The 20354-nt window shown below is 64.8% G+C and carries 21 protein-coding genes; 13 read left to right on the forward strand and 8 right to left on the reverse strand.

Going from position 1 to position 20354, the window contains the following annotated elements; all coding sequences use genetic code 11:
• Nucleotides 1-90: 90 nt before the first annotated feature.
• Nucleotides 91-855: a MauE/DoxX family redox-associated membrane protein gene (locus B2P87_RS07940; protein WP_141891185.1), complete on the forward strand. Its 765-nt coding sequence runs from the start codon at nucleotides 91-93 to the stop codon at nucleotides 853-855.
• A gap of 6 nt (nucleotides 856-861) precedes the next feature.
• Here the strand turns inward: B2P87_RS07940 and B2P87_RS07945 are convergent, their stop codons facing one another.
• Complete coding sequence (locus B2P87_RS07945) at nucleotides 862-1497, reverse strand: DUF1326 domain-containing protein (protein ID WP_141891184.1); 636 nt, start codon at nucleotides 1495-1497, stop codon at nucleotides 862-864.
• Between the two features lie 182 nt (nucleotides 1498-1679).
• On the opposite strand from B2P87_RS07945, the gene pheS reads away from it, so the two are divergent.
• From pheS to pheT, 3 genes are all read left to right on the forward strand, one after another.
• Complete coding sequence (pheS, locus tag B2P87_RS07950) at nucleotides 1680-2753, forward strand: phenylalanine--tRNA ligase subunit alpha (RefSeq protein WP_141891183.1); 1074 nt, start codon at nucleotides 1680-1682, stop codon at nucleotides 2751-2753.
• A 73-nt stretch (nucleotides 2754-2826) separates the two neighbouring features.
• Nucleotides 2827-3177 (forward strand): DUF2513 domain-containing protein, encoded by a 351-nt coding sequence (locus B2P87_RS07955; protein ID WP_058285047.1) that lies wholly within the window; start codon nucleotides 2827-2829, stop codon nucleotides 3175-3177.
• A 370-nt stretch (nucleotides 3178-3547) separates the two neighbouring features.
• The gene (gene pheT, locus B2P87_RS07960) at nucleotides 3548-5944 is read left to right on the forward strand and encodes a phenylalanine--tRNA ligase subunit beta (RefSeq protein WP_141891182.1); all 2397 of its coding nucleotides are present in this window, start codon (nucleotides 3548-3550) and stop codon (nucleotides 5942-5944) included.
• A gap of 90 nt (nucleotides 5945-6034) precedes the next feature.
• Here the strand turns inward: pheT and B2P87_RS07965 are convergent, their stop codons facing one another.
• Nucleotides 6035-6913, reverse strand: coding sequence for a LysR family transcriptional regulator (locus tag B2P87_RS07965; RefSeq protein ID WP_141891181.1), 879 nt, complete (start codon nucleotides 6911-6913; stop codon nucleotides 6035-6037).
• Between the two features lie 87 nt (nucleotides 6914-7000).
• On the opposite strand from B2P87_RS07965, the gene B2P87_RS07970 reads away from it, so the two are divergent.
• The 5 genes from B2P87_RS07970 to B2P87_RS07990 all read left to right on the forward strand — a co-directional run bounded on the left by B2P87_RS07970 (nucleotide 7001) and on the right by B2P87_RS07990 (nucleotide 10098).
• A complete protein-coding gene (locus B2P87_RS07970) occupies nucleotides 7001-7636 on the forward strand; it encodes a class I SAM-dependent methyltransferase (RefSeq protein WP_141891180.1) in 636 nt (211 codons plus the stop codon).
• A gap of 51 nt (nucleotides 7637-7687) precedes the next feature.
• Nucleotides 7688-8350: a phosphoribosyltransferase gene (locus tag B2P87_RS07975; RefSeq protein WP_141891179.1), complete on the forward strand. Its 663-nt coding sequence runs from the start codon at nucleotides 7688-7690 to the stop codon at nucleotides 8348-8350.
• Entirely contained in the window at nucleotides 8341-8790 is a 450-nt protein-coding gene (locus tag B2P87_RS07980; protein ID WP_141891178.1) for a YtoQ family protein, read from the forward strand. Before B2P87_RS07975 ends, B2P87_RS07980 begins: the two co-directional genes overlap by 10 nt.
• A complete protein-coding gene (locus tag B2P87_RS07985) occupies nucleotides 8787-9317 on the forward strand; it encodes a GNAT family N-acetyltransferase (protein ID WP_141891177.1) in 531 nt (176 codons plus the stop codon). Before B2P87_RS07980 ends, B2P87_RS07985 begins: the two co-directional genes overlap by 4 nt.
• A gap of 244 nt (nucleotides 9318-9561) precedes the next feature.
• Nucleotides 9562-10098 (forward strand): hypothetical protein, encoded by a 537-nt coding sequence (locus B2P87_RS07990; protein ID WP_141891176.1) that lies wholly within the window; start codon nucleotides 9562-9564, stop codon nucleotides 10096-10098.
• Between the two features lie 96 nt (nucleotides 10099-10194).
• Here B2P87_RS07990 and B2P87_RS07995 read toward each other — a convergent pair whose 3' ends face one another.
• The 3 genes from B2P87_RS07995 to ald all read right to left on the reverse strand — a co-directional run bounded on the left by B2P87_RS07995 (nucleotide 10195) and on the right by ald (nucleotide 13591).
• The gene (locus tag B2P87_RS07995) at nucleotides 10195-11001 is read right to left on the reverse strand and encodes a mechanosensitive ion channel family protein (protein WP_141891175.1); all 807 of its coding nucleotides are present in this window, start codon (nucleotides 10999-11001) and stop codon (nucleotides 10195-10197) included.
• A 298-nt stretch (nucleotides 11002-11299) separates the two neighbouring features.
• A complete protein-coding gene (locus B2P87_RS08000; RefSeq protein ID WP_141891174.1) occupies nucleotides 11300-12184 on the reverse strand; it encodes a hypothetical protein in 885 nt (294 codons plus the stop codon).
• Nucleotides 12185-12472: 288 nt separating this feature from the next.
• Complete coding sequence (gene ald, locus B2P87_RS08005) at nucleotides 12473-13591, reverse strand: alanine dehydrogenase (RefSeq protein WP_058285057.1); 1119 nt, start codon at nucleotides 13589-13591, stop codon at nucleotides 12473-12475.
• 139 nt (nucleotides 13592-13730) lie between these two features.
• Between ald and B2P87_RS08010 the strand changes: the two genes are divergently transcribed.
• Both B2P87_RS08010 and ppk2 read left to right on the forward strand, forming a co-directional pair.
• On the forward strand, nucleotides 13731-14189 hold the full coding sequence (locus tag B2P87_RS08010) for an Lrp/AsnC family transcriptional regulator (protein ID WP_058285058.1): 459 nt from the start codon (nucleotides 13731-13733) through the stop codon (nucleotides 14187-14189).
• Between the two features lie 333 nt (nucleotides 14190-14522).
• On the forward strand, nucleotides 14523-15440 hold the full coding sequence (ppk2, locus tag B2P87_RS08015; protein WP_058285059.1) for a polyphosphate kinase 2: 918 nt from the start codon (nucleotides 14523-14525) through the stop codon (nucleotides 15438-15440).
• 82 nt (nucleotides 15441-15522) lie between these two features.
• Here ppk2 and B2P87_RS08020 read toward each other — a convergent pair whose 3' ends face one another.
• Nucleotides 15523-16566, reverse strand: a complete 1044-nt coding sequence (locus tag B2P87_RS08020) for a CAP domain-containing protein (RefSeq protein ID WP_141891173.1) — start codon at nucleotides 16564-16566, stop codon at nucleotides 15523-15525.
• A 713-nt stretch (nucleotides 16567-17279) separates the two neighbouring features.
• Nucleotides 17280-17486, reverse strand: a complete 207-nt coding sequence (rpsU, locus tag B2P87_RS08025; RefSeq protein ID WP_005614280.1) for a 30S ribosomal protein S21 — start codon at nucleotides 17484-17486, stop codon at nucleotides 17280-17282.
• Nucleotides 17487-17602: 116 nt separating this feature from the next.
• Between rpsU and B2P87_RS08030 the strand changes: the two genes are divergently transcribed.
• Both B2P87_RS08030 and B2P87_RS08035 read left to right on the forward strand, forming a co-directional pair.
• Complete coding sequence (locus B2P87_RS08030; protein WP_141891172.1) at nucleotides 17603-18304, forward strand: COQ9 family protein; 702 nt, start codon at nucleotides 17603-17605, stop codon at nucleotides 18302-18304.
• 124 nt (nucleotides 18305-18428) lie between these two features.
• On the forward strand, nucleotides 18429-19412 hold the full coding sequence (locus B2P87_RS08035) for an NAD(P)H-quinone oxidoreductase (protein ID WP_141891171.1): 984 nt from the start codon (nucleotides 18429-18431) through the stop codon (nucleotides 19410-19412).
• A 62-nt stretch (nucleotides 19413-19474) separates the two neighbouring features.
• Here B2P87_RS08035 and B2P87_RS08040 read toward each other — a convergent pair whose 3' ends face one another.
• Nucleotides 19475-20332 (reverse strand): DUF2189 domain-containing protein, encoded by an 858-nt coding sequence (locus B2P87_RS08040; RefSeq protein WP_141891170.1) that lies wholly within the window; start codon nucleotides 20330-20332, stop codon nucleotides 19475-19477.
• Nucleotides 20333-20354: the final 22 nt, after the last annotated feature.

Consider the following 20354-nt stretch of genomic DNA (forward strand, 5'->3'; position numbering starts at 1 on the left):
CAGCGGAGGTCAGGCGGAACTTTGGGGCAGGGGTGCGGCGTTGAGCCAGTGACGACAACCCATTGGCCGGGACCGGAACAGGAGCACGCAATGACCGCCGCAGACCCCGCGCACAGCGATGCCGCACAGAAGACAGCAGCACTCTACCGGATGGATATGCCGGGCCATCTGTGCCCCTACGGGCTGAAGTCCAGGGCGCTGCTGCGCTGGAAGGGGTATGAGGTCGAGGACCACCGGCTGACCACCCGCGAGGAGGTTGAGCGCTTTCAGGAGCAGGCGGGGGTCGAAACAACGCCGCAGACCTATATCGGCGGCGAGCGGATTGGCGGTTATGAGGACCTGCGCGCCCATTTCGGCATTCCGGTCCGTGCTGAGGGGGAGACCACCTATGTGCCGGTGATTGCGCTGTTTGCGATGGCGCTGGGGATCGCACTGGCAGCGCAGTGGGCCGCCTTTGACGCGTTAGGCGCAGGCCGGACGCTGCAGTGGTTTGTCGCCGTTTCCATGTGCTTGCTGGCGCTGCAGAAACTGCGCGATGTGGAGAGCTTTTCCAGCATGTTCCTGAACTATGACCTGTTGGCCCGCCGGTTTGTTCCTTACGCCTATGTCTACCCCTTTGCCGAAGGGGTGGCGGGCCTTCTGATGCTGGCGGGCGTGCTGATCTGGCTGGCGGCGCCGCTGGCGCTGGTGATCGGCACGGTTGGCGCGGTGTCGGTCTTCAAGGCGGTCTATATCGACAAGCGGGAGCTGAAATGCGCCTGCATGGGCGGCAGCAGCGCGGTGCCTCTGGGCTTTGTCTCGCTTACCGAGAACCTGATGATGGCGGGCATGGGCGCCTGGATGCTGCTGAGCTGAGGGCGCCTAGGCTGCGATCCCGTGCGGGCCGTGGCGGATGATGGCCCATTGGCCGTAGGTGTCGTCCAGATCCAGTTTGATCGCCGCGGTGGATTTGCTGGAGGCGCTGCCGATCTCGGCCAGGGTGAACTCGATGCCGCCGGGGATGTCGATGCGGACCCGGTGCTCGCCGCCGCCATGCGGGGCCTGGATCGGGCGGCCTGAGGCGCTGAGCAGCCCCTCGATCTCCACCGTGGCGGTGCGGTTTTCGATGTCGGCCTCGTAGTCGATCCGCTTGATCAGCGTCTCATGCACGGTGTCGCACATGGCGCGGAACACCCACCAATGGGTGGCTTCCTCCTCCGTTTCGCCGCCCAGAAGCACGGTCTCAAGCGCCGCGCGCTGAGCGTCCGACGCGCGGTCGTCAATGATCGCCTGCAAGGCGCCCTTGCCTTCGAAGATCGGCCCGGGCCAGGCGTAGAGCAGGGTGGCGCGGGTGCCTGTGAGGTCCGTTTCCTCGAAATGGCCCTTGTCGATATGGATCACCTCGAACCCGGTGCAATGCCCGTGGGTGGGCAGATCCTCGAACTGGCAGGGGCAGCCATAGTTGCAGTTGCAGTTCCCGAAGCTGCGGCCTTCGATGTACCAATCCGCATGTGCCATGGCTGTGTCCTCCGGTGCAGCTGATAAGATGTGCGCGGAGTGTATCACAAAACGGGCATCAATTCAGGCCGGGAACCGGCCCGGCGCAGGGCGGCGACACAGCCGCGCGCCTTCCGCCGCCGCCCTCTTGCTTTCAGCCGCTCTTGTGGTAGCAGGACACAAGCAGAATTCGAGGGGCCGTGATGGACGATCTTAAAGCCAAATACCTGGGTCAGATTGCAGAGGCCGCCGACGAGGCGGCGCTGGAGGCGATCCGTCTTGCCGCCGTCGGCAAGAAGGGCGAAGTGGCGCTGAAGATGCGCGAGCTGGGCAAGATGACCCCGGAGGAGCGCCAGGCGGCCGGCCCGGCGCTGAACGCGCTGAAGGATGAGATCAACTCCGCCCTGGCGGCCAAGAAAGCCGGGCTGGAAGATGCCGCGCTGGATGAGCGCCTGCGCACCGAATGGCTGGATGTTACCCTGCCGTCGCGCCCCTCCCGCCAGGGCAGCCTGCATCCGGTCAGTCAGGTGCAGGAAGAGATCACCGCGATCTTCGCCGAACTCGGCTTCTCCGTCGCCGAAGGGCCGCGGATCGACACCGACTGGTACAATTTCGATGCGCTGAACATCCCCGGACACCACCCGGCGCGCGCCGAAATGGACACGTTTTACATGCACCGCGCCGAAGGCGACAACCGCCCGCCGCATGTGCTGCGCACCCATACCTCGCCGGTTCAGATCCGCTCGATGGAAAAGATGGGCGCGCCGCTGCGCATCATCTGCCCGGGCGGCGTCTACCGCGCCGACTATGACCAGACCCACACGCCGATGTTCCACCAGGTCGAAGGCCTGGCGCTGGACAAGGACATCTCGATGGCGAACCTCAAGTGGGTGCTGGAGGAGTTCGTCAAATCCTTCTTCGAGGTGGACGGCGTCGAGCTGCGCTTCCGCGCCTCCCACTTCCCCTTCACCGAGCCGTCGGCAGAGGTGGACATCCGCTGCTCCTGGGAGGGCGGTGCGCTGAAGATCGGCGAAGGCGACGACTGGATGGAGATCCTCGGCTCCGGCATGGTGCATCCCAAGGTGATCGCGGCCGGCGGCATCGACCCGGAGATCTACCAGGGCTTTGCCTTCGGCATCGGCATCGACCGCCTGGCGATGCTGAAATACGGCATCCCGGACTTGCGCGCCTTCTTCGACAGCGACCTGCGCTGGCTGCGCCACTACGGCTTCCAGAGCCTGGACATGCCGGCGCTGCATGGCGGTTTGAGCAGGTGAAATTGCTTGAGGTTGCAAACTAAGTAGCTAGGCTCGCCTCTTTTGGCGGGCCTTTTGCATTTAGGAGTTACTTATGAAGCGCAATGATGACTTGTTGCGAGAGATGCTATTTGAGTTTGAGGCGGATCAATCTGGGGTGCTGCATTTTCGGAAGTTTCTCAGCATGCCGCAGGAGCAAATCGAGAGGAACCATCATGTGTCTTTGCTGTCAGACGCTGGGCTGGTTACGCAAGTTTCTGAAACCGGCTTCAGGCTTACAAACATGGGGCACGACTATATTGAAGCCATCAGAAGCGATACGGTTTGGCAAAAGACAAAGGATGGGGCGGCAAAAGTTGGCGGCATGACATTGGGAATGATGCGTGATTTGGCTTTTGCATATCTAAAGCAAGAAGCGTCAGAAAAGCTGGGCATCACCTTTTAGAGGCGAGAGCCAATTTTTAAAACTCAGGGCGCAGCCCCGCATCGCGCCCGACCCGCCCCCCCCCAGCGCGGAATCAAGGCCGAGAGGCCGCCGCGCCATCGCCTGACCGCCCGCACGGGCAGGCGATTTGGTGACGCAGGCACATCAGCTTGAAGTTCTACGGACTGGGCCGGCATAAACTGCCAGACACCACCGTCGTTCGCCTCCCCGCGGTCAGGCGATGGCGCGGCTCCACGCTCCCCCGGTACGGGCTTTTCCACCTCACTGAGCGCCATCCTTGATTCCCCCAGCGCTGAACCCTTGAACCTTGGCGCATTCTTTGCCATTGCCTCAGGTCAAACACGCATGTCTGCCAAGGGGTCCCCGACCGATGAAATTCACGCTTTCCTGGCTGAAAGACCACCTCGACACCGACGCCTCGGTGGAGGAGATCACCGACGCCCTGACCGATCTGGGCCTTGAGGTCGAAGGGGTCGTCAATCCGGCCGATGTGCTGAAGGATTTTACCCTCGGCTATGTGAAACATGCTGAGAAGCACCCGGATGCCGACAAGCTGCGGGTCTGCAAGGTGGACACCGACGAGGGCGAGCTGCAGATCATCTGCGGCGCGCCGAATGCGCGGGAAGGCATCACCGTGGTGGTCTGCAAGCCGGGCATGTATGTTCCGGGCCTGGATATCACCATCGGCGTCGGCAAGATCCGCGGCATCGAGAGCTTTGGCATGATGGCCTCCGAGCGCGAGCTGGAGCTGTCGGAGGAGCATGACGGCATCATTGAGCTGCCCTCGGGCGCGGTCGGCGACAAGTTCGTGGACTGGCTGGCGGAGAACGATCCGGCCAAAGTCGACCCGGTGATCGAGATTGCGATCACTCCGAACCGTCCCGATGCGCTGGGCGTCTATGGCATCGCCCGCGATCTGGCGGCGCGCGGTCTCGGCACCCTGAAGACCCGCGCGTTCGAGGCGATCCCGGGCGATTTCGACAGCCCGATCAAGGTCACCATCGACGAAGACACCCTGGACGGCTGCCCGCTGTTTGCCGGCCGGGTGATCAAGGGGGTGAAGAACGGCCCCAGCCCGCAGTGGCTGCAGGACCGGCTGACGGCGATCGGCCTGCGCCCGATCTCGGCGCTGGTGGACGTGACCAACTTCTTCACCTTCGACCAGAACCGCCCGCTGCATGTGTTCGATGCGGTCAAAGTGTCCGGCAGCCTGCGGGTGCACCGCGCCCAGGGCGGCGAGACGCTGGTGGCGCTGGATGAGAAGGAATACACCCTGGGCGCGGGCCATATGGTGATCTCCGACGAAAACGGCGTGGAGAGCATCGGCGGCATCATGGGCGGCGCCGCGACCGGCTGCACCGAAGACACCGTGGATGTGTTCCTGGAGAGCGCGTTCTGGGATCACGTGCAGATCGCGATGGCGGGCCGGGCGCTCAAGATCAACTCCGACGCGCGCTACCGGTTCGAGCGCGGTGTGGATCCGGAATACACCATTGAGGGCCTGCACCGGGCGACCCAGATGATCTTGGATATCTGCGGCGGCGAGCCGTCAGAGATGGTGATTGCCGGCGACGTGCCGGATCATTCGCGCGCCTATAAGCTGGACAGCGGCCGGGTGCAGTCACTGGTGGGGATGGAGATCCCGGAAAGCGACCAGCGCCAGACCCTGACCCGCCTGGGCTTCCGCCTGGAGGGCAACATGGCGCATGTGCCCAGCTGGCGGCCGGATGTGCAGGGCGAAGCTGACCTGGTGGAAGAGGTCGCCCGCATCGCCTCGCTGACCAAGCTGCAGGGCAAGCCCCTGCCGCGGCTGACCGACGGGATTCCGAAGCCGGTGATGACGCCGCAGCAGCGCCGCCAGCAGATGGCGCGCCGCACTTGCGCCAGCCTCGGCTACAACGAGATCGTCAGCTACAGCTTCATCGACAAGGCCTCGGCGGCGCTGTTCGGCGGCGGCGATGATGCCACCATGCTGGCCAATCCGATCTCTTCCGAGATGTCGCACATGCGTCCGGACCTGCTGGCGGGCCTCTTGCAGGCTGCGGCCCGCAATCAGGCGCGCGGATTCATGGATCTGGCGCTGTTTGAGGCAGGGCCTGCCTTTACCGGCGGCGAGCCGGGCGAGCAGGTCAATCAGATCGCGGGCCTGCTGGTCGGGCGCACCGGACCCAAAGACGTGCATGGTGCCTCGCGGGCGGTGGACCTTTATGATGCCAAGGCGGATGCCGAGGCGGTTCTGGCGGCCATCGGCGCTCCGGCCAAGGTTCAGATCCTGCGAGACGGTGCTGCCTGGTGGCACCCGGGCCGCCATGGCCGCATCTGCCTGGGTCCGAAGAAGACCCTCGGCGTCTTTGGCGAGCTGCATCCGAAGGTGCTGAAAGAGATGGGGATCAAGGGTGCGGCCGTGGCCTTCACCATCTTCCCGGATGAGGTGCCGCTGCCGCGCAAATCCGGCGCCACCCGCCCGGCGCTGGCGATCAGCGACCTGCAGGCGGTGGAGCGGGACTTCGCCTTTGTGGTCGATGCGGATGTCGAGGCGCTGACGCTGGTCAATGCCGCTGCCGGTGCCGACAAGGCGCTGATCGAGGATGTGCGCGTCTTTGACGAATTCATCGGCGGCTCCCTGGGTGAGGGCAAGAAGTCACTGGCGATCACCGTGCGGCTGCAGCCCAGCGACCAGACGCTGAAGGAAAAAGATATCGAGGCGGTGAGCGAGAAGATCATCGCCAAGGTCACCAAGGCCACCGGCGGCACCCTGCGGGGGTGACGGCGGGCCCAAGACTTTTTGAAAAGTCTTGGCAAAAGTTTTGGGAAAACTATTGGGCAGCGCACCCGTTGGGGCGCTGCCTTTTCCGTTTCACCTGGCCGCAAAGAACTCCGCCAGCAGGTCGAACACCAGCCGGATCCGGCGGCTGGTATGCAGCTCGCGGTGGGTGGTCAGCCAGACCGGGAAGGTGATTGCATCGCTGCCGGGCAGCAGCCGCTCCACCTCTGGCGCGGCGGCGGCGACCTCGTCCGACATCGGGGTGATGCCGAACCCCTGCCGGACCAGTTCCCAGGCCACCAGGCCGCTGTTGGAACCGATGCGGAAGTTCTCCGCCGTGACCGGGATACCCATCGGGTCCAGATAACCAATCATCCGCTCCGTATCGCCGAATCCGACGAAATCATGGGTCCCCAGCTCCGCGAAGGACGCTGGTCGGCCGCGCCGGTTCAGATAGCTTTTGGCAGCATAGAAATGCCCGGTGGCCTCCTGCACCAGGCGGGCGATCAGCTCGGGCTGATCGGGGCGGACATGGCGGATGGCAATGTCCGCCTCGCGCCGCATCAGGTCGCGGATATCGTTGGCGGCCACCACGTCGATGGTGAGCTTCGGCGCTCGCTGGCGCAGCTGGTGCAGCACCGGCGGCAGCACATGTGCCGACATCACATCCGAGGCGGTGATCCGCACCGTGCCCTCGATGGACTGCGCCTGGCCGGAGGCGGCCAGGGTCAGACCGTTCGCGGCCTCGCCCATCTTGCGGCTGTGGGACAGCAGCTCGTGCCCGGCTTTGGTCAGCGCCAGGGCACGGCCGAGGCGTTCAAACAGCAGCACGCCCAGTTCCGCCTCCAGCGCCGCGACCTGGCGCGAGAGTGTCGGCTGGGTGAGGCCAAGCTGGCGCGCGGCTGCGGACAGCGATCCCGTCTCGGCAGTGGCCAGAAACGCGCGAATATGGTTCCAGTCTGGGTTTTCCATGCAAATATGTATAACAACCTTGCGGATTTCGGCAATTTCTCTGTGGTCCTTGCATGGATAGGCTCAGGGTCAGCAAGGAGAGCCGCCATGACAGCCGATGCCCGCTTTTGGGACAGAATCGCCCCGAAATACGCCAATGCCCCGATCCGGGACCTCGATGCCTACCGCTACACGCTGGAGCGGACCCGGTCTTACCTGAAAGGCAGCGACAGGGTGCTGGAGCTGGGCTGCGGCACTGGCTCCACCGCGATTGCGCTGGCCGCCAGCGCGGCTGAGATCACTGCCACCGACCTGTCTGAGGGGATGCTGAAGGTGGGGCGGGAACGGGCCTGGAATGCGGCGGCAGCAAATGTGGATTTCCGCTGCTGCGGCGTGCTGGACGCGCCGGAGGGGCCGTTTGATGCGGTGATGGCCTTCAACCTGCTGCATCTGCTGCCGGATCTGGAGGCGGCGCTGGCCTCGATCGCGGCCAAACTGCCCGCGGGCGGACTGTTCATATCCAAGACACCCTGCCTGGGCGAGGCGCGGGGGTCCTGGAAGTACTGGATGTACAGCATTGCGATTCCGCTGATGCGGCTGGCAGGCAAGGCGCCCGGCCATGTGGATTTCCTGGATATCCGCACGCTGGAGGCAGCAGTGCAGCGCGCAGGCTTTGAGATCATCGAGACCGGCAACTACCCGGCGGACACGCCCGGGCGCTACCTGGTGGCGCGGCGCCGCTGAGGCGTTGCCTTTTGCGCCGGCGCGCTAGGTTACGGGGTGGAGGCGTCCCGGATGTTTGAGGACCGGATCACTGCCGGGCTTCAGCTGGCCGAGAGACTGGCTGAACTGGAGATGCAAGACCCCGTGGTGCTGGCGCTGCCGCGGGGCGGGGTCCCCGTGGCGCTGCCCATTGCGCAGAAACTGAACGCACCCCTGGACCTGATCCTGATCCGCAAGATCGGTATGCCCGCCAACCCGGAGCTGGCGGCCGGCGCGCTGGCGGAGGGCAGCAAACCCATTTTCAACGACGCCCTGCTGCAGGCCATGGGCATGAAGCCGGAGGATTTTGTCTCTCAGGTTGCCGAGGCGCGCAAGGAAAATGCCGCCCGCCGCGCCAGCTATTTGCAGGGGCGCGACCCTGTGGATCTGGAGGGCCGCACCGTTATCGTGGTGGATGACGGCATCGCCACCGGCGCGACCTTCATGGCGGCGCATTTCTGGCTCAAGGAACGCAAGCCTGCAGAGGTGATCCTGGCGGTGCCGGTGGCGCCGCCGGAAGCGGTGGACGAACTGCGCCCGCTGGTGGATACTGTGGTCTGCCTGCTGAGCCCCAGGGAATTCTGGGCGGTCGGCGCGCATTACAGGGATTTTGCACAGACCAGTGATGATGAGGTCACGGCTGCCTTGGCTGCGGCCCCGCAGGCTGGCGCAGGAAAGGACAAGACGTGGTATTGAAGGTATATCTTTCGGGCGAGATTCACACCGATTGGCGGGAGCAGATCATCGATGGCGCACAAGGGCTGGAGGTGAGCTTCAGCGCGCCGGTCACCGATCACGATGCCAGCGACGATTGCGGCGTGGCCATCCTTGGGTCTGAGGAGAACAAGTACTGGCACGACCACAAGGGCGCGATGGTGAATGCGATCCGCACCCGCAAGGGGATCTCGGACGCCGATGTGGTCGTGGTGCGGTTCGGCGACAAGTACAAGCAGTGGAATGCGGCCTTTGACGCGGGCTATGCCGCTGCCCTGGGCAAATCCGTGATTGTGCTGAGCCCCCCGGAGCATCAGCACGCGCTGAAGGAAGTCCACGCGGCGGCGCTGGCGGTGGCAGAGGAGCCGCGCCAGGTGGTCGAAATCCTGCGCTATGTGCTGACCGGCACCCTGCCTGGATGAGCTGTCCGGTTCTGGAGACGGAGCGGCTGGTCCTGCGCCCGCATCGGGTGCAGGATTTTGCTGCCGTCGCGGCGCTCTGGGCGGAGCCGGAAGTGGTAAGGTTCATTTCAGGCCAGCCCTCGACCCTGCAGGAAAGCTGGACCCGGCTGCTGCGCTACATCGGCCATTGGCAGGCGCTGGGCTATGGCTATTGGGCGGTGACCCTGCGCGGCAGTGGCAAGTTCATCGGCGAGGCGGGATTTGCCGATTTCCGGCGCGCGATGGAGCCGCCGCTGGACGGCATCCCCGAAGCGGGCTGGGTGCTGGCGCCGCAGATGCAGGGCCGGGGGCTGGCAACCGAAGCGGTGCGCCGTATGCATCAGTGGGCGGCGGAGGCCACGGATTGGGCGGAGACCGCCTGTATCCTTGATCCCTCTCACGCGGCGTCCCAGCGGGTGGCGCGCAAGCTGGGATACACCCCTGCAGGCGAAGCGGTGTACAAGGACGCCCCGGCGCTGGTCATGAAACGGCCGGTCGCGCGCGTCTGAGGCGGGGGTCTCCCGCCCCTGAAGGCGCTTCGAAGGAAGCGCCATGCAGCGTTGGTCGGGGCGCCGCGCTTTGCGCGGCGCGGCGGTGGCCCGCCCGCTCGGGCGCCGCTGGGTTTTTACGGCGGTTTTCCCTTTTTGCGGTCATTCAACGCTTCGTTAAGCGCGGTGGCCTAGGGTGATGGAAAAGACACCAGACAGTTGACAGGGCAGCCGCTCGCTTAACCGGGCGATGCCGGGATATGCCATGACGAACCGCCGCAGACCCCCCTCGCAAATCACCCCGCAGATTGAGGATGCGGGCCTGTTCAAGCGCGAGGTGCGCGACGTTCCGGTGGAGCTGGTGCCGGTGTTCAGCCGCAACAACCGCCGCGATCTGGTGGTGACGGGGATCGTCCGGCCGGGGACTGAGATTGAAGTGGTATTTGCCGGCCGCCGGATGCGTGAAGCGGCAGCGCTGGTGGAGCGGATGAAGAAACTGCGGGCGCAGGGGGTGCGCGCGGCGATGACCGGGCATGACGCGATGGTCCGTATTCAGCAGCTGCGGCTGCCGGTCCAGGTGCGCGGCACCTGGCGGCTGCGGTTCGAACCCGATGCCTCCGGCTGGGAGGTCAAGAGCTACCAGCTGCTGGCCGCGCAATGGGCCTTTACCGATCTGGACGGGAGCACGGTGGTCTGCGGCTGGCCGCCCGAACAGCCGCAGGACAGGCGGCTGGAGCGGGGCCGTGCGGCGCGGGCGCGCCAGGCCGCCGCGAGTGCCGCCACCGCCGCCCGGGCGCGCTGAGCCGGCCGCTGCCGCAACGCAGAACGCCCCGCCGCAGGCGGGGCGCCGGGCCCAACGGGATGAGGCCCGCAGGGGCCGAAGACGGGCGGGAGGGCTTCAGCCTTCCTTTTTGACTTCCACTGTGTGCGGGTAGGGGATCGAGATGCCCTTGGCGTCAAACGCCTCTTTCACGCCCTGCATCAGGGCAAACTTCAGCTCCCAGTAATCCTCGGCCTTGCACCAGAGCCGTGCGGTCAGATCGACGGAGCTGTCGCCCAGATTGGTGACCCGGACCCAGGGTGCGGGGTCCTGCAGCACCCGGGCGTCGGCGTTCGCCTGCTCCAGGATGATCGCCTTGGCCGCCTCGGCGCTGTCGCCGTAGTCGATGCCGAACACCAGATCGGCGCGGCGGGTGGGGTGATGCGAGAAGTTGGTGATGATCGCGCCCCAGGCCTTGCCGTTGGGAACGATGATCTGCACGTTGTCCGGCGTCGCCAGCTCGGTCACGAAAAGGTTCAGATCCTTCACGGTGCCCGAGGTGCCGCCGATGTCGACAAACTGGCCGATCTTGTAGGGGCGGAACAGGATCAGCATGACCCCCGCGGCCAGATCGCTGAGCGTGCCCTGCAGCGCCAGACCGATCGCCAAAGTGGCGGCGCCCAGCATGGCGACCAGGCTGGTGGCCTCGATCCCGAAGATGTTGAGGATGGCGACCAGCACCACCAGCAGCAGCACCCAGCGCACCGCGCTGGCGGCAAAATTGCCTAGCGTCGGGTCGATCTGCGGCGTGTTGTTGATCCGCCGCCGCACCACGCTGCTGATCCAGCCGGTGGCAATCCAGCCGAGGATCAGCACCACCAGCGCCTTGGCGCCGCTCACCATCAGGGGCCAATAGGCGCCTGCCTCTTGCATCATCTGTTCCATCTGCGCTGTCCCTCCGCGCTGTCATTCATTGCGCCGGACTGTCGAGGAAGAGCCGGGCTGTGGCAATAGGGCGCAGCGGGGAAAGTTCGGGCGGTGAAGGCTCAACTGACGCGGGAGGCGTGAAGCGCTGCCAGCGCGGTGCAAGGGCTGGCGGCGGAGGGGGCGGTTTCTGCGGGTGCCTGACTGCGCCCTAAAGCACATTAAAAAGCCCCGCCGGTTGGGCGGGGACTTTCTGGTGCGGCAGAGAATGCCCCGTCTGGAAACAGAAGCGGCGGGCGGGGAACAGGCCGGGCGCTGGTCAGACCAGGTCGAACTCGTCCGCGCCCATTTCCTCAGCGGTTTCCGGCTCCGGCATGGCATAATCGTCCAGGCTCAGCGCTGCCATCAGGTTCTGTCCGGACAGATCTTCGATGCCGCTGAGCGCATCGTCATAGGCCGCCAACAGCGCATCGGCGTCCGCGAAGCCGCCCTCCGGCGCTGCAATGCGGAACAGCTCCCCCTGGGAGCCGTCCTCGCCAGGGCCGTAAAAGACGACGCCCTCCACCGCGGCCAGATTGCCGCCCATCTCATCCGACAGGTAATAAGACAGGTAGTTTTCAAAGGTGGGCTCGGTTCCCTCGGGAAGCGCAGGCACGCTGTAGGGGTTCGGATCGGGTTCTTCGTCCAGAATGTAGGTGCCCCCAAGCGGCTCGCCGGTTTCGGAAAACACCTCCCCGAAGAAAACCTTCCCATAGACGGGATCTTCCGGCTCCTCCGGCTCCTCGGGGTCGCTGCTGACGGCCTTGATCGAACCTGCGCCGGTGGTCGTTGAGGTGGCTCGGATGCCGAAAACGTCGATTTCATCCAGGTCTTCGATGTCCAGGGCAACCGTCATCGTATCCCCGGCCTGCAAGTAGGTTTCCTTGGTTTCTCCTTCCGGGCCTAGGCCGGGGCTGCTGAGTTCGGTGGCTTCGTCCCACTGCACCTTTTCGCCGTCCAGTCTGGCGCCGTTCATATTCAGCGGGCCGCCCAGGGATTCGCTGGAGCCGGAGAAGTCGTCATCGCCGAAGTAGACCGCGTTCACGTCCATGGCGCCTTCATCGACCGCGATATCGGCAAAGAATTCACCGTTCTCCTCGTAAACGGTGACGGTGTAGGAGAGGCCCTCCACCACATAGGTAAAGATCTTTGAAGTTTCAGGCATAGGGGTGCTTTCACTCATGACCGGAAATGGCTGAGCGGCCTTGCCCTGCCGGCCGTTGCTGTTCAGAAATGCCGCATTTTCACAAATTCGCCTTATTTTTAACAAAATTTGCGGGGGCTAAAAACCGCTCAGCCGGGAACAGATTTTACCGATTGTCTCCAATAGGTGAACAGCGGCTGGGCCGGGTGCACGGCTGCCTGCGGGTGACGCGCTGGACGTCCAGATAAGCAAAAGCCCCGCCGGTTGGGCGGGGCTTTCCCATTTTCACAGTGCTTGCGGGCCTAGGCCTTACTGCTTCAGCGCCAGTTTCGGCGACAGCACGTCCAGACCCAGGGCTTCGCCGACCGCGTAGTAGGTCAGCTGGCCAGCGTGCACGTTCAGGCCGTTCAGCAGATGCGGGTCGTCCTCGCACGCCTGGCGCCAGCCCTTGTTGGCCAGGTTCAGCATGAAGGGCAGGGTCGCATTGCCCAGGGCCTGGGTCGAGGTGCGCGCCACGGCGCCCGGCATGTTGGCCACGCAGTAGTGCATGATGCCGTCGACCTCATAGATCGGGTCGGCGTGGGTGGTCGCCTTGGAGGTCTCGAAGCAGCCGCCCTGGTCGATGGCAACGTCCACCAGAACCGCGCCCGGCTTCATCTCGGACAGCTGTGCGCGGGACACCAGTTTCGGCGCAGCCGCACCGGGAACCAGAACCGCACCGATCACCATATCGGCGTCGCGGACCAGCTCGGCAGTGGCGCCGGCGGTGGAGTACTGGTTCTTGAAGGAGCGGCCGAAGACGTCATCCAGGTACTTCAGGCGGGTCAGCGAGCGGTCGAGGATGGTGACATCCGCGCCCATGCCGGCCGCAATCTTGGCTGCGTGGGTGCCGACGACGCCGCCGCCGATCACCACAACCTTGGCCGGGGCCACACCGGGGACGCCGCCCATCAGCACGCCGCGGCCGCCGTTGGCCTTTTGCAGGGTATAGGCGCCAACCTGCGGGGCCAGGCGGCCGGCCACTTCCGACATCGGCGCCAGCAGCGGCAGGCCGCCGCGGTCGTCGGTGACGGTCTCGTAAGCAATTGCAGTACAGCCGCTTTCCAGCAGGTCCTTGGTCTGCTCCGGATCGGGTGCCAGGTGCAGGTAAGTGAACAGCAGCTGGTTTTCGCGCAGCATCTTGCGCTCAACCGCCTGCGGCTCCTTCACCTTGACGATCATGTCGGCGGTGGCAAAGATTTCCTCGGCGGTGTCCAGGATCGCCGCACCGGCAGAGACATAATCCTCGTCGGTGAAGCCTGCGCCCAGGCCTGCGCCTTGCTGGATCACAACCTCATGGCCGCGCAGGACGGCCTCGCGGGCGGCGTCCGGGGTCATGCCGACGCGGAATTCCTGCGGTTTGATTTCGGTGGGGCAGCCGATTTTCATCTGAGTATCTCCTCAAAACTCTCTGCGGTCATAATGCCGCAGGCAGCCCGGAATGTGCTGCTTTTTTGGGCGGATTAAAAACATGCCTTTCGAAGATTCTTCGCGTAATATGGCCGAACACAGCAAGGATCTTCGCATAATGCCGCTGGACGAAACAGATCGTCGCATACTCTCGGTACTTCAAAAGCAGGGACGCATCTCCAACGCGGACCTGTCGGAGCGGGTGAACCTGTCTGCTTCGGCCTGCCACCGGCGGGTGCAGCGGCTGGAGGCGGAGGGGTATATCCGCGATTATGTCGCGCTGCTGGATGCGCGCAAGATGAATGTGCCGTCGACGGTGTTTGTCGAGATCACCCTGTCTGGCCAGGCGGATGAGGTGCTGGACGCGTTTGAAAAGGCGGTGTCCAGAATCCCGGATGTGCTGGAGTGCCATCTGATGGCGGGGACGGCGGATTACATCCTGAAGGTGGTGGCGGAAAACACCGAGGATTTCGCCCGCATCCACCGCCAGCATCTGGCGCGCCTGCCAGGGGTGGCGCAGATGCAGTCGAGCTTTGCGCTGCGCACCGTGTTCAAGACCACGGCACTGCCGGTCTGAGGCGCTGGCGGGGGTGATTTGCGTGCACCTCCTGTACACCCTCTGTGCACCCCCAGCGCGCCATCCGCGCCAGCGGTGGACGGCGGCAGTAGCTGTTCCAGCCGGTTGCGCGGGCGCGCCTGGGCTTTGGGCTTGAATCCGGACGGAATTTCCGGTTGCCTTAAAGGAAGCTGCCGGCACGCGGTCTCCGGTCCGGGGGCGCAGCCGGCAGATGGTTTTCCGTTGCGCGCAGCCAGGTATTCCGCGGCTGTTCCGGCGGGATGACATCAAACATTCACATGCTGCCGGTAAAAGGCGGCGTTTGCACCACCTGACAAGGAAGGAACCCTGCCCGTGACCCGCGAATTTGAAACCGCATCCCTGGACTGGCTGGAAGCGGAGCTGCAGGACACGCTGGACGAGGATATCGAGATCGAGTTCTCCGAGCCGATGCTGAGCCAGGAGATCCGCAAGATTTATCGTGAGCAGCACCCGGAGATGCTCGACCGGCAGGTCTATTTCCGTAACCTCCTGCGGCTGCAGGCGGAGCTGATCAAGGTGCAGGACTGGGTGCAGCACACCGGCGCCAAGGTCTGCATTCTGTTCGAGGGCCGCGATGCGGCCGGCAAGGGCGGGGTGATCAAGCGGATCACCCAGCGGCTGGACCCGCGGGTGGCGCGGGTGGTGGCGCTGCCGGCCCCGAACCGCCGCGAGCAGAGCCAATGGTATTTCCAGCGCTACGTGCCGCATCTGCCTGCGGGCGGCGAGATCGTGCTGTTCGACCGCTCCTGGTACAACCGCGCGGGCGTCGAGCGGGTGATGGGCTTTGCCAGCGACGACCAGGTCGAGCAGTTCTTTCAGGACGTTCCAGAATTCGAGAGGATGCTGGTGCGGTCGGGCGTCATCCTGCTGAAATACTGGTTCTCGATCACCGACGAGGAGCAGCAGCTGCGGTTCATGATGCGCATTCACGACCCGATGAAACAGTGGAAGCTGTCGCCGATGGATCTGGAGAGCCGGATCCGCTGGGAGCAGTACACCAAGGCCAAGGAGGAGATGTTCAAGCGCACCAACATCCCCGAGGCGCCCTGGTATATCGTCGAGGGCAACGACAAGAAGCGCGAGCGGCTGAACTGCATCGAGCACCTGCTGACCAAGATCCCTTATGAGGAGGTGCCGGGCGAGAAGGTGGTGCTGCCGGACCGCAAGTACAATCCGGATTACGAGCGCCAGGTGCTGCCGGATGAGCTGTACGTGCCGAAAATCTATTGAGGCTTGAAGCCCCGGGCGCCGCAGCCCGCACATGAAAAAGGGCGCGCCGCAGCGCGCCCTTTCGCGGTTTGCCCGGTGGGGATCAGAACAGGAAGTCGCCTGCGCTGAGGTCTTGGGAGGTGATGCCTGCCAGCAGCATGCTGTCGCCGCCGGTGTCGGTGATCAGCAGGCCGTTTGCAGTCTGTTTGGCGTGGCTGTTCATCAGGTCGGAGTAGCTGGTGATGCCATCCGCCGCGCCCAGGTCGATGCGCTCGCCGCTGGCATTCGGGTTGAAATCGGTGACCGTGTCGTTGCCGCTGCTGAAGACAAAGATGTCAGCGCCGCTTTTGCCGGTCAGCCGGTCATTGCCCGAACCGCCGTCCAGAGTGTCGGAGCCGCTGCCGCCAATCAGCTTGTCCCTGCCGCCGCCGCCGTTCAGGTCGTCCGCGCCGCCGCCGCCGCGCAGAACGTCGTTGCCGGCACCGCCGTCCAGGCCGTCGCTGCCGGCCCGGCCAAGCAGCTTGTCGCGGCCGTCGTTGCCGCTGAGGCTGTCGCGGCCGCCGCTGCCGGTCAGGGTGTCATTGCCGCCCAGACCGTCCAGGCTGCCTGCGCTGCTGAGGGTCAGGATGTCATCGCCGGCGGTGGCGCCGGTGCCGGTGCTGCCGCCGGACCCGCCGCCGGAATTGCCGCTGTCGAGCTGCAGCGGCGCGCTGGTCTTGGCGAAGTTCTGGGTGACCATGACGGCGTCCCAGCCGTTGAAGCTGCCCTGCTCGATGCCGATGCCGATCACCTCGACATTGCCATTCAGGATGTTGGCGCGGTGGCCGGGGCTGTTCATCAGCGAATTGTGCAGGTCGACAACGTCATCGGCGAGACCGGCGGCGCCGCGCTCGCTTTGCCAGGCGATGTTTTCGGCCCAGGTCCAGCTGCCGGAAAAGACAAAGCCTGCGTCCTTCATCCGGTCGCCCGCGCTGGAGCCGCCAGCGCCGGTGTGGGAGAACACATCCTGCTGCAGCATCCACTCGCTGTGGTCTTCCGACGAATCGTTGAGGCGCAGCTCCAGCTGCACTGGATTGAGCCCGCGCGAAGTGCGCTCAGCGTTGATCAGGTCGAGCATCTGGCGCTCGAGTTCGCTTGCCTGTGACATCGTGTACTGCTCCGTGAGTGTGCCGGCTGTGCGGCGGTGCGCCAACCGGTTAACGGAAAACCAGAGGCCTGAAAGGGCGGCAGGGGGCAGAGGCGGGTTTGCGGCAAAGCTCTGCCCGAAGCGTGGGGCGCGATACGCGGAAACCTGCGCGCGAAGCACTGGCCAGCGGTCCGCATCCGCCACAGGCGCCATCCCGCCGCCGGACGGGGGCGGGGAGGGGCAGGGTGCGGAAAGGGATTCGGCCTATGGCTGCCAGGCGGCCGAGCAGAGGGGGATTTTCCAGCGGAGGGAACAGGAAGGCCGGGCGCCGGCGGGGGAAGCTGGCGGCGCCCGGCATCTATGGAAACCCGGAGAGGCGTGCCTTGTTTGCAGGGACCAAGACGGGCGCCGGTATTAAGGGGGGGACGCAGCCTGCCCCGGGTTTCAGAGTTCCGGGTGTTCCAGGCCCGGGCGGCGGGAGCAAAGTTAGGGAAACGCATCAGACTTGCCCGGCCGCAGTCCCTGTATAGCAGAACGGAAAGAAGAAATACACCCTAAAGATGTAATTCAAAATATCTCACGATTTTTGCGTGTGCTGCAAATTGCGCGGGCCGTGCGTGCAGCCGGTACAAATGACAAACCCCCGGGCGGGGCCGCGGGGGTCGTCTGATCTTATGTTCCGGCAGGTCCGGGGACCGCCGTAGTGCTGTCCAAAGCTGGAGAGCAAGGTATGCTTACAGCAGACCTTCGCGCTGGGCTTTCTTGCGTGCCAGTTTACGGGCACGGCGGATCGCTTCAGCTTTCTCGCGCGCTTTTTTCTCGGACGGCTTCTCGAAATGTTGCTTGAGCTTCATTTCGCGGAAGACGCCTTCACGCTGCAGCTTTTTCTTCAGGGCACGAAGCGCCTGATCGACGTTGTTGTCGCGAACACTAACCTGCATGTGGTTTTCACCACCTTTCTAAGTTGAGTTGCAAGGATTTGCAGGAAGTGGCCGTATAGCAAAGCGCGCTTATTTTGTCTAGTAGGGTGTCAGAACACTGCCAGCTGGAGGGTGAGATGACCGAAGACCAGGATCACGCGCAGGGCGATATCAGGGAAAAACTGCTGGATGCGGCACTGTTGCATGTGCCGTTTGACGGCTGGACGGAGGTGACGTTCCGCGCCGCCTGCCAGGACGCGGATGTGCCGGAGGTGCTGGCCCATGCGGTCTGCCCGCGCGGCGGAGTGGATCTGGCGCTGGCCTATCACGCGCGCGGCGATTCGCGGATGCTGGAACGGCTGGAGGCCGAGGATCTGTCCGGCCTGCGGTTCCGTGACAAGGTGGCGGCGGCGGTGCGCTTCAGGCTGGAGGCGGTTGACGACAAGGAGGCGGTGCGCCGCGGCACCACGCTGCTGACGCTGCCGCAGTATGCCGGCGACGGGGTCAAGGCGATCTGGAACACCTGCGACCTGATCTGGGAGGCGCTGGGCGACGGCTCGGACGATCTGAACTGGTACACCAAGCGCGCCTCGCTGGCCGGGGTCTATTCCGCCACGGTGCTCTACTGGCTGGGCGACGACAGCCTGAACCACCAGGCAACCTGGGATTTCCTGGACCGGCGCATCGACAATGTGATGGATTTCGAGAAGCTTAAAGCGGGGCTGCAGAAGAACCCGCTGCTGAAGCCGTTCCTGGTGGGGCCGAACTGGCTGGCGGAGCAGATCAAGCCGCCGAAAGACCGTGATGATCTGCCGGGGTCGCTGACCCCGCGGCGCTGAGCCGGACACAGGTTGACTGGCCGGACGGACCTGTCCGCAAAGCGCGCCGGCTGCGGCGCCTTTGCTGTTTGCGCATGCCCGGGCGGGTGCTAGGCAAGGGGCAAGGATCAGGAGGATATTTCCGATGACAGAGATGATGCGCGCCGTGGAGATCAGCAAGCCCGGAGGACCGGAGGTGCTGCAGCTGTGTGAACGCCCGGTGCCGCAGGCGGGGCATGGCGAGGTGGTGATCAAGGTGGCCTATGCCGGGGTGAACCGCCCCGACGCGCTGCAGCGCGCGGGCGCCTATGATCCGCCCAAGGGCGCCAGCGACCTGCCGGGGCTGGAAGCCTCGGGCGAGGTGGTGGCCGTGGGCGCGGGCGTTAGCGGTATCAGCGAAGGCGATCAGGTCTGTGCGCTGCTGCCCGGCGGCGGATATGCGGAATATGTGGCGACGCCTGCGGCGCATTGCCTGGCCGTCCCGGAGGGGCTGGACCTGAAACGGGCGGCCTGCCTGCCGGAGACCTTCTTTACCGTCTGGTCCAATGTCTTCACCCGCGGCGGCCTGAAGGCGGGCGAGCGGTTCCTGGTGCATGGCGGCTCGTCCGGGATCGGCACCACCGCGATCCAGCTGGCGCGGGAGTTCGGGGCGCGGGTGTTTGCCACGGCCGGTTCGGATGAAAAGTGCCAGGCCTGCCTGGACCTGGGCGCCGAGCGCGCGATCAACTACCGCGACGAGGATTTCGTCAAGGTGATGCAAAGCGCGGGCGGTGCCGATCTGGTGCTGGACATGGTCGGCGGCGATTACATTCCGCGCAACGTCAAGGCCATGGCCGAGGACGGGCGGCTGGTGCAGATTGCCTTTCTGCAAGGGCCGAAGGTGGAGCTGAACTTTGCCCTGATGATGGTGAAGCGGCTGACGCTGACCGGCTCGACGCTCAGGCCGCAAAGCGACCTGGCCAAGGCGCGGATTGCGCAGGATCTGCGCGAGGCGGTCTGGCCGCTCATTGAGGCTGGCAAGGTGGCGCCGGTGATGGACAGCGAGTTTGCGCTGGAGGACGCGGCCGCGGCGCACGCCCGGATGGAAAGCTCCGGCCATATCGGCAAGATCGTTTTGAAAGCCGGGTGATGCCTTGGGGGCACGCGAAAGGGCCGGCAGATCCGCCGGCCCTTTTTGTTGCGCGGCAGCAGCTACTGCACGGCGCGCCGGTACAGGTGCCAGGTGGCATGGCCCAGCACCGGCACCACGATGATCAGCCCGGCCAGGAACGGGATCGCGCCGATTACCAGCGCGGATCCGACAAGCGCGCCCCAGGTCATGCAGACCACGGGGTTCTTGCGCATCACCCTGATCGAAGTGGCCACCGCCACCGGCAGGCCCACGTGGCGGTCCAGCAGCAGCGGGAAGGACACGATGCTCATCGCCAGTGCGGCAAAGGCAAACACTGCGCCTACAACTCCCCCTGCAATGGCCATGATCCAGCCTGCGCGGGTGGTCAGCACGTCGGTGGCGAAGCTTGCGATCGAGGCCGGCGGCTCCGGCCCCAGGGTGCGGCTGTAGATCATGTCCGCCGCCACCAGCCAGATGACGAACAGCGCCGCCAGATACAGCCCCAGCACCAAAATGGCGCCAAAGGCCGGTGAACGGATGACGCTGAAGGCATCCACCCAGCGTGGCTCCAAACCTTCTTCGCGGCGCTTGGACATTTCATAGAGGCCGATTGCTGCGACCGGACCGAGGATCGCAAAGCCCATGATCATGGGCACGATCAGCGGCAGCAAGTTCATCGACAGGCTCATCACGATCAGCGCGATGCCGATGAGCGGATAAAACAGCACCAGGAACATCGCGTCGCTGCGGCAGGCGGCAAAGTCCTCCAGACCCGCGGCCAAAGAATGGATGATGTCATCCATGCTCAGGTCGCGTGCCTGGGGCAGGTCCCGGACGCCCTCGCTGCCCATTTCGCCAACAGTTTCACTGATATGGTGCCCGGTGGTTTCTGCACCCTGCAGAAGCCAGCTGAGCGGGTTACCGATTGTCTTTGCCATGCGCTTCCTCCTCCTCGCTGAC

This window comes from Leisingera sp. UBA4491 (genome assembly GCF_002388965.1).
Lineage (GTDB): Bacteria > Pseudomonadota > Alphaproteobacteria > Rhodobacterales > Rhodobacteraceae > Leisingera > Leisingera aquaemixtae.

Bases quoted from the DNA above. Each gene is read 5' to 3' on its own strand.
- B2P87_RS07940 (WP_141891185.1), top strand. From the start codon at position 91: ATGACCGCCGCAGACCCCGCGCACAGCGATGCCGCACAGAAGACAGCA.
- B2P87_RS07945 (WP_141891184.1), bottom strand. From the start codon at position 1,497: ATGGCACATGCGGATTGGTACATCGAAGGCCGCAGCTTCGGGAACTGC.
- pheS (WP_141891183.1), top strand. From the start codon at position 1,680: ATGGACGATCTTAAAGCCAAATACCTGGGTCAGATTGCAGAGGCCGCC.
- B2P87_RS07955 (WP_058285047.1), top strand. From the start codon at position 2,827: ATGAAGCGCAATGATGACTTGTTGCGAGAGATGCTATTTGAGTTTGAG.
- pheT (WP_141891182.1), top strand. From the start codon at position 3,548: ATGAAATTCACGCTTTCCTGGCTGAAAGACCACCTCGACACCGACGCC.
- B2P87_RS07965 (WP_141891181.1), bottom strand. From the start codon at position 6,913: ATGGAAAACCCAGACTGGAACCATATTCGCGCGTTTCTGGCCACTGCC.
- B2P87_RS07970 (WP_141891180.1), top strand. From the start codon at position 7,001: ATGACAGCCGATGCCCGCTTTTGGGACAGAATCGCCCCGAAATACGCC.
- B2P87_RS07975 (WP_141891179.1), top strand. From the start codon at position 7,688: ATGTTTGAGGACCGGATCACTGCCGGGCTTCAGCTGGCCGAGAGACTG.
- B2P87_RS07985 (WP_141891177.1), top strand. From the start codon at position 8,787: ATGAGCTGTCCGGTTCTGGAGACGGAGCGGCTGGTCCTGCGCCCGCAT.
- B2P87_RS07990 (WP_141891176.1), top strand. From the start codon at position 9,562: ATGACGAACCGCCGCAGACCCCCCTCGCAAATCACCCCGCAGATTGAG.
- B2P87_RS07995 (WP_141891175.1), bottom strand. From the start codon at position 11,001: ATGGAACAGATGATGCAAGAGGCAGGCGCCTATTGGCCCCTGATGGTG.
- B2P87_RS08000 (WP_141891174.1), bottom strand. From the start codon at position 12,184: ATGCCTGAAACTTCAAAGATCTTTACCTATGTGGTGGAGGGCCTCTCC.
- ald (WP_058285057.1), bottom strand. From the start codon at position 13,591: ATGAAAATCGGCTGCCCCACCGAAATCAAACCGCAGGAATTCCGCGTC.
- B2P87_RS08010 (WP_058285058.1), top strand. From the start codon at position 13,731: ATGCCGCTGGACGAAACAGATCGTCGCATACTCTCGGTACTTCAAAAG.
- B2P87_RS08020 (WP_141891173.1), bottom strand. From the start codon at position 16,566: ATGTCACAGGCAAGCGAACTCGAGCGCCAGATGCTCGACCTGATCAAC.
- rpsU (WP_005614280.1), bottom strand. From the start codon at position 17,486: ATGCAGGTTAGTGTTCGCGACAACAACGTCGATCAGGCGCTTCGTGCC.
- B2P87_RS08030 (WP_141891172.1), top strand. From the start codon at position 17,603: ATGACCGAAGACCAGGATCACGCGCAGGGCGATATCAGGGAAAAACTG.
- B2P87_RS08035 (WP_141891171.1), top strand. From the start codon at position 18,429: ATGACAGAGATGATGCGCGCCGTGGAGATCAGCAAGCCCGGAGGACCG.
- B2P87_RS08040 (WP_141891170.1), bottom strand. From the start codon at position 20,332: ATGGCAAAGACAATCGGTAACCCGCTCAGCTGGCTTCTGCAGGGTGCA.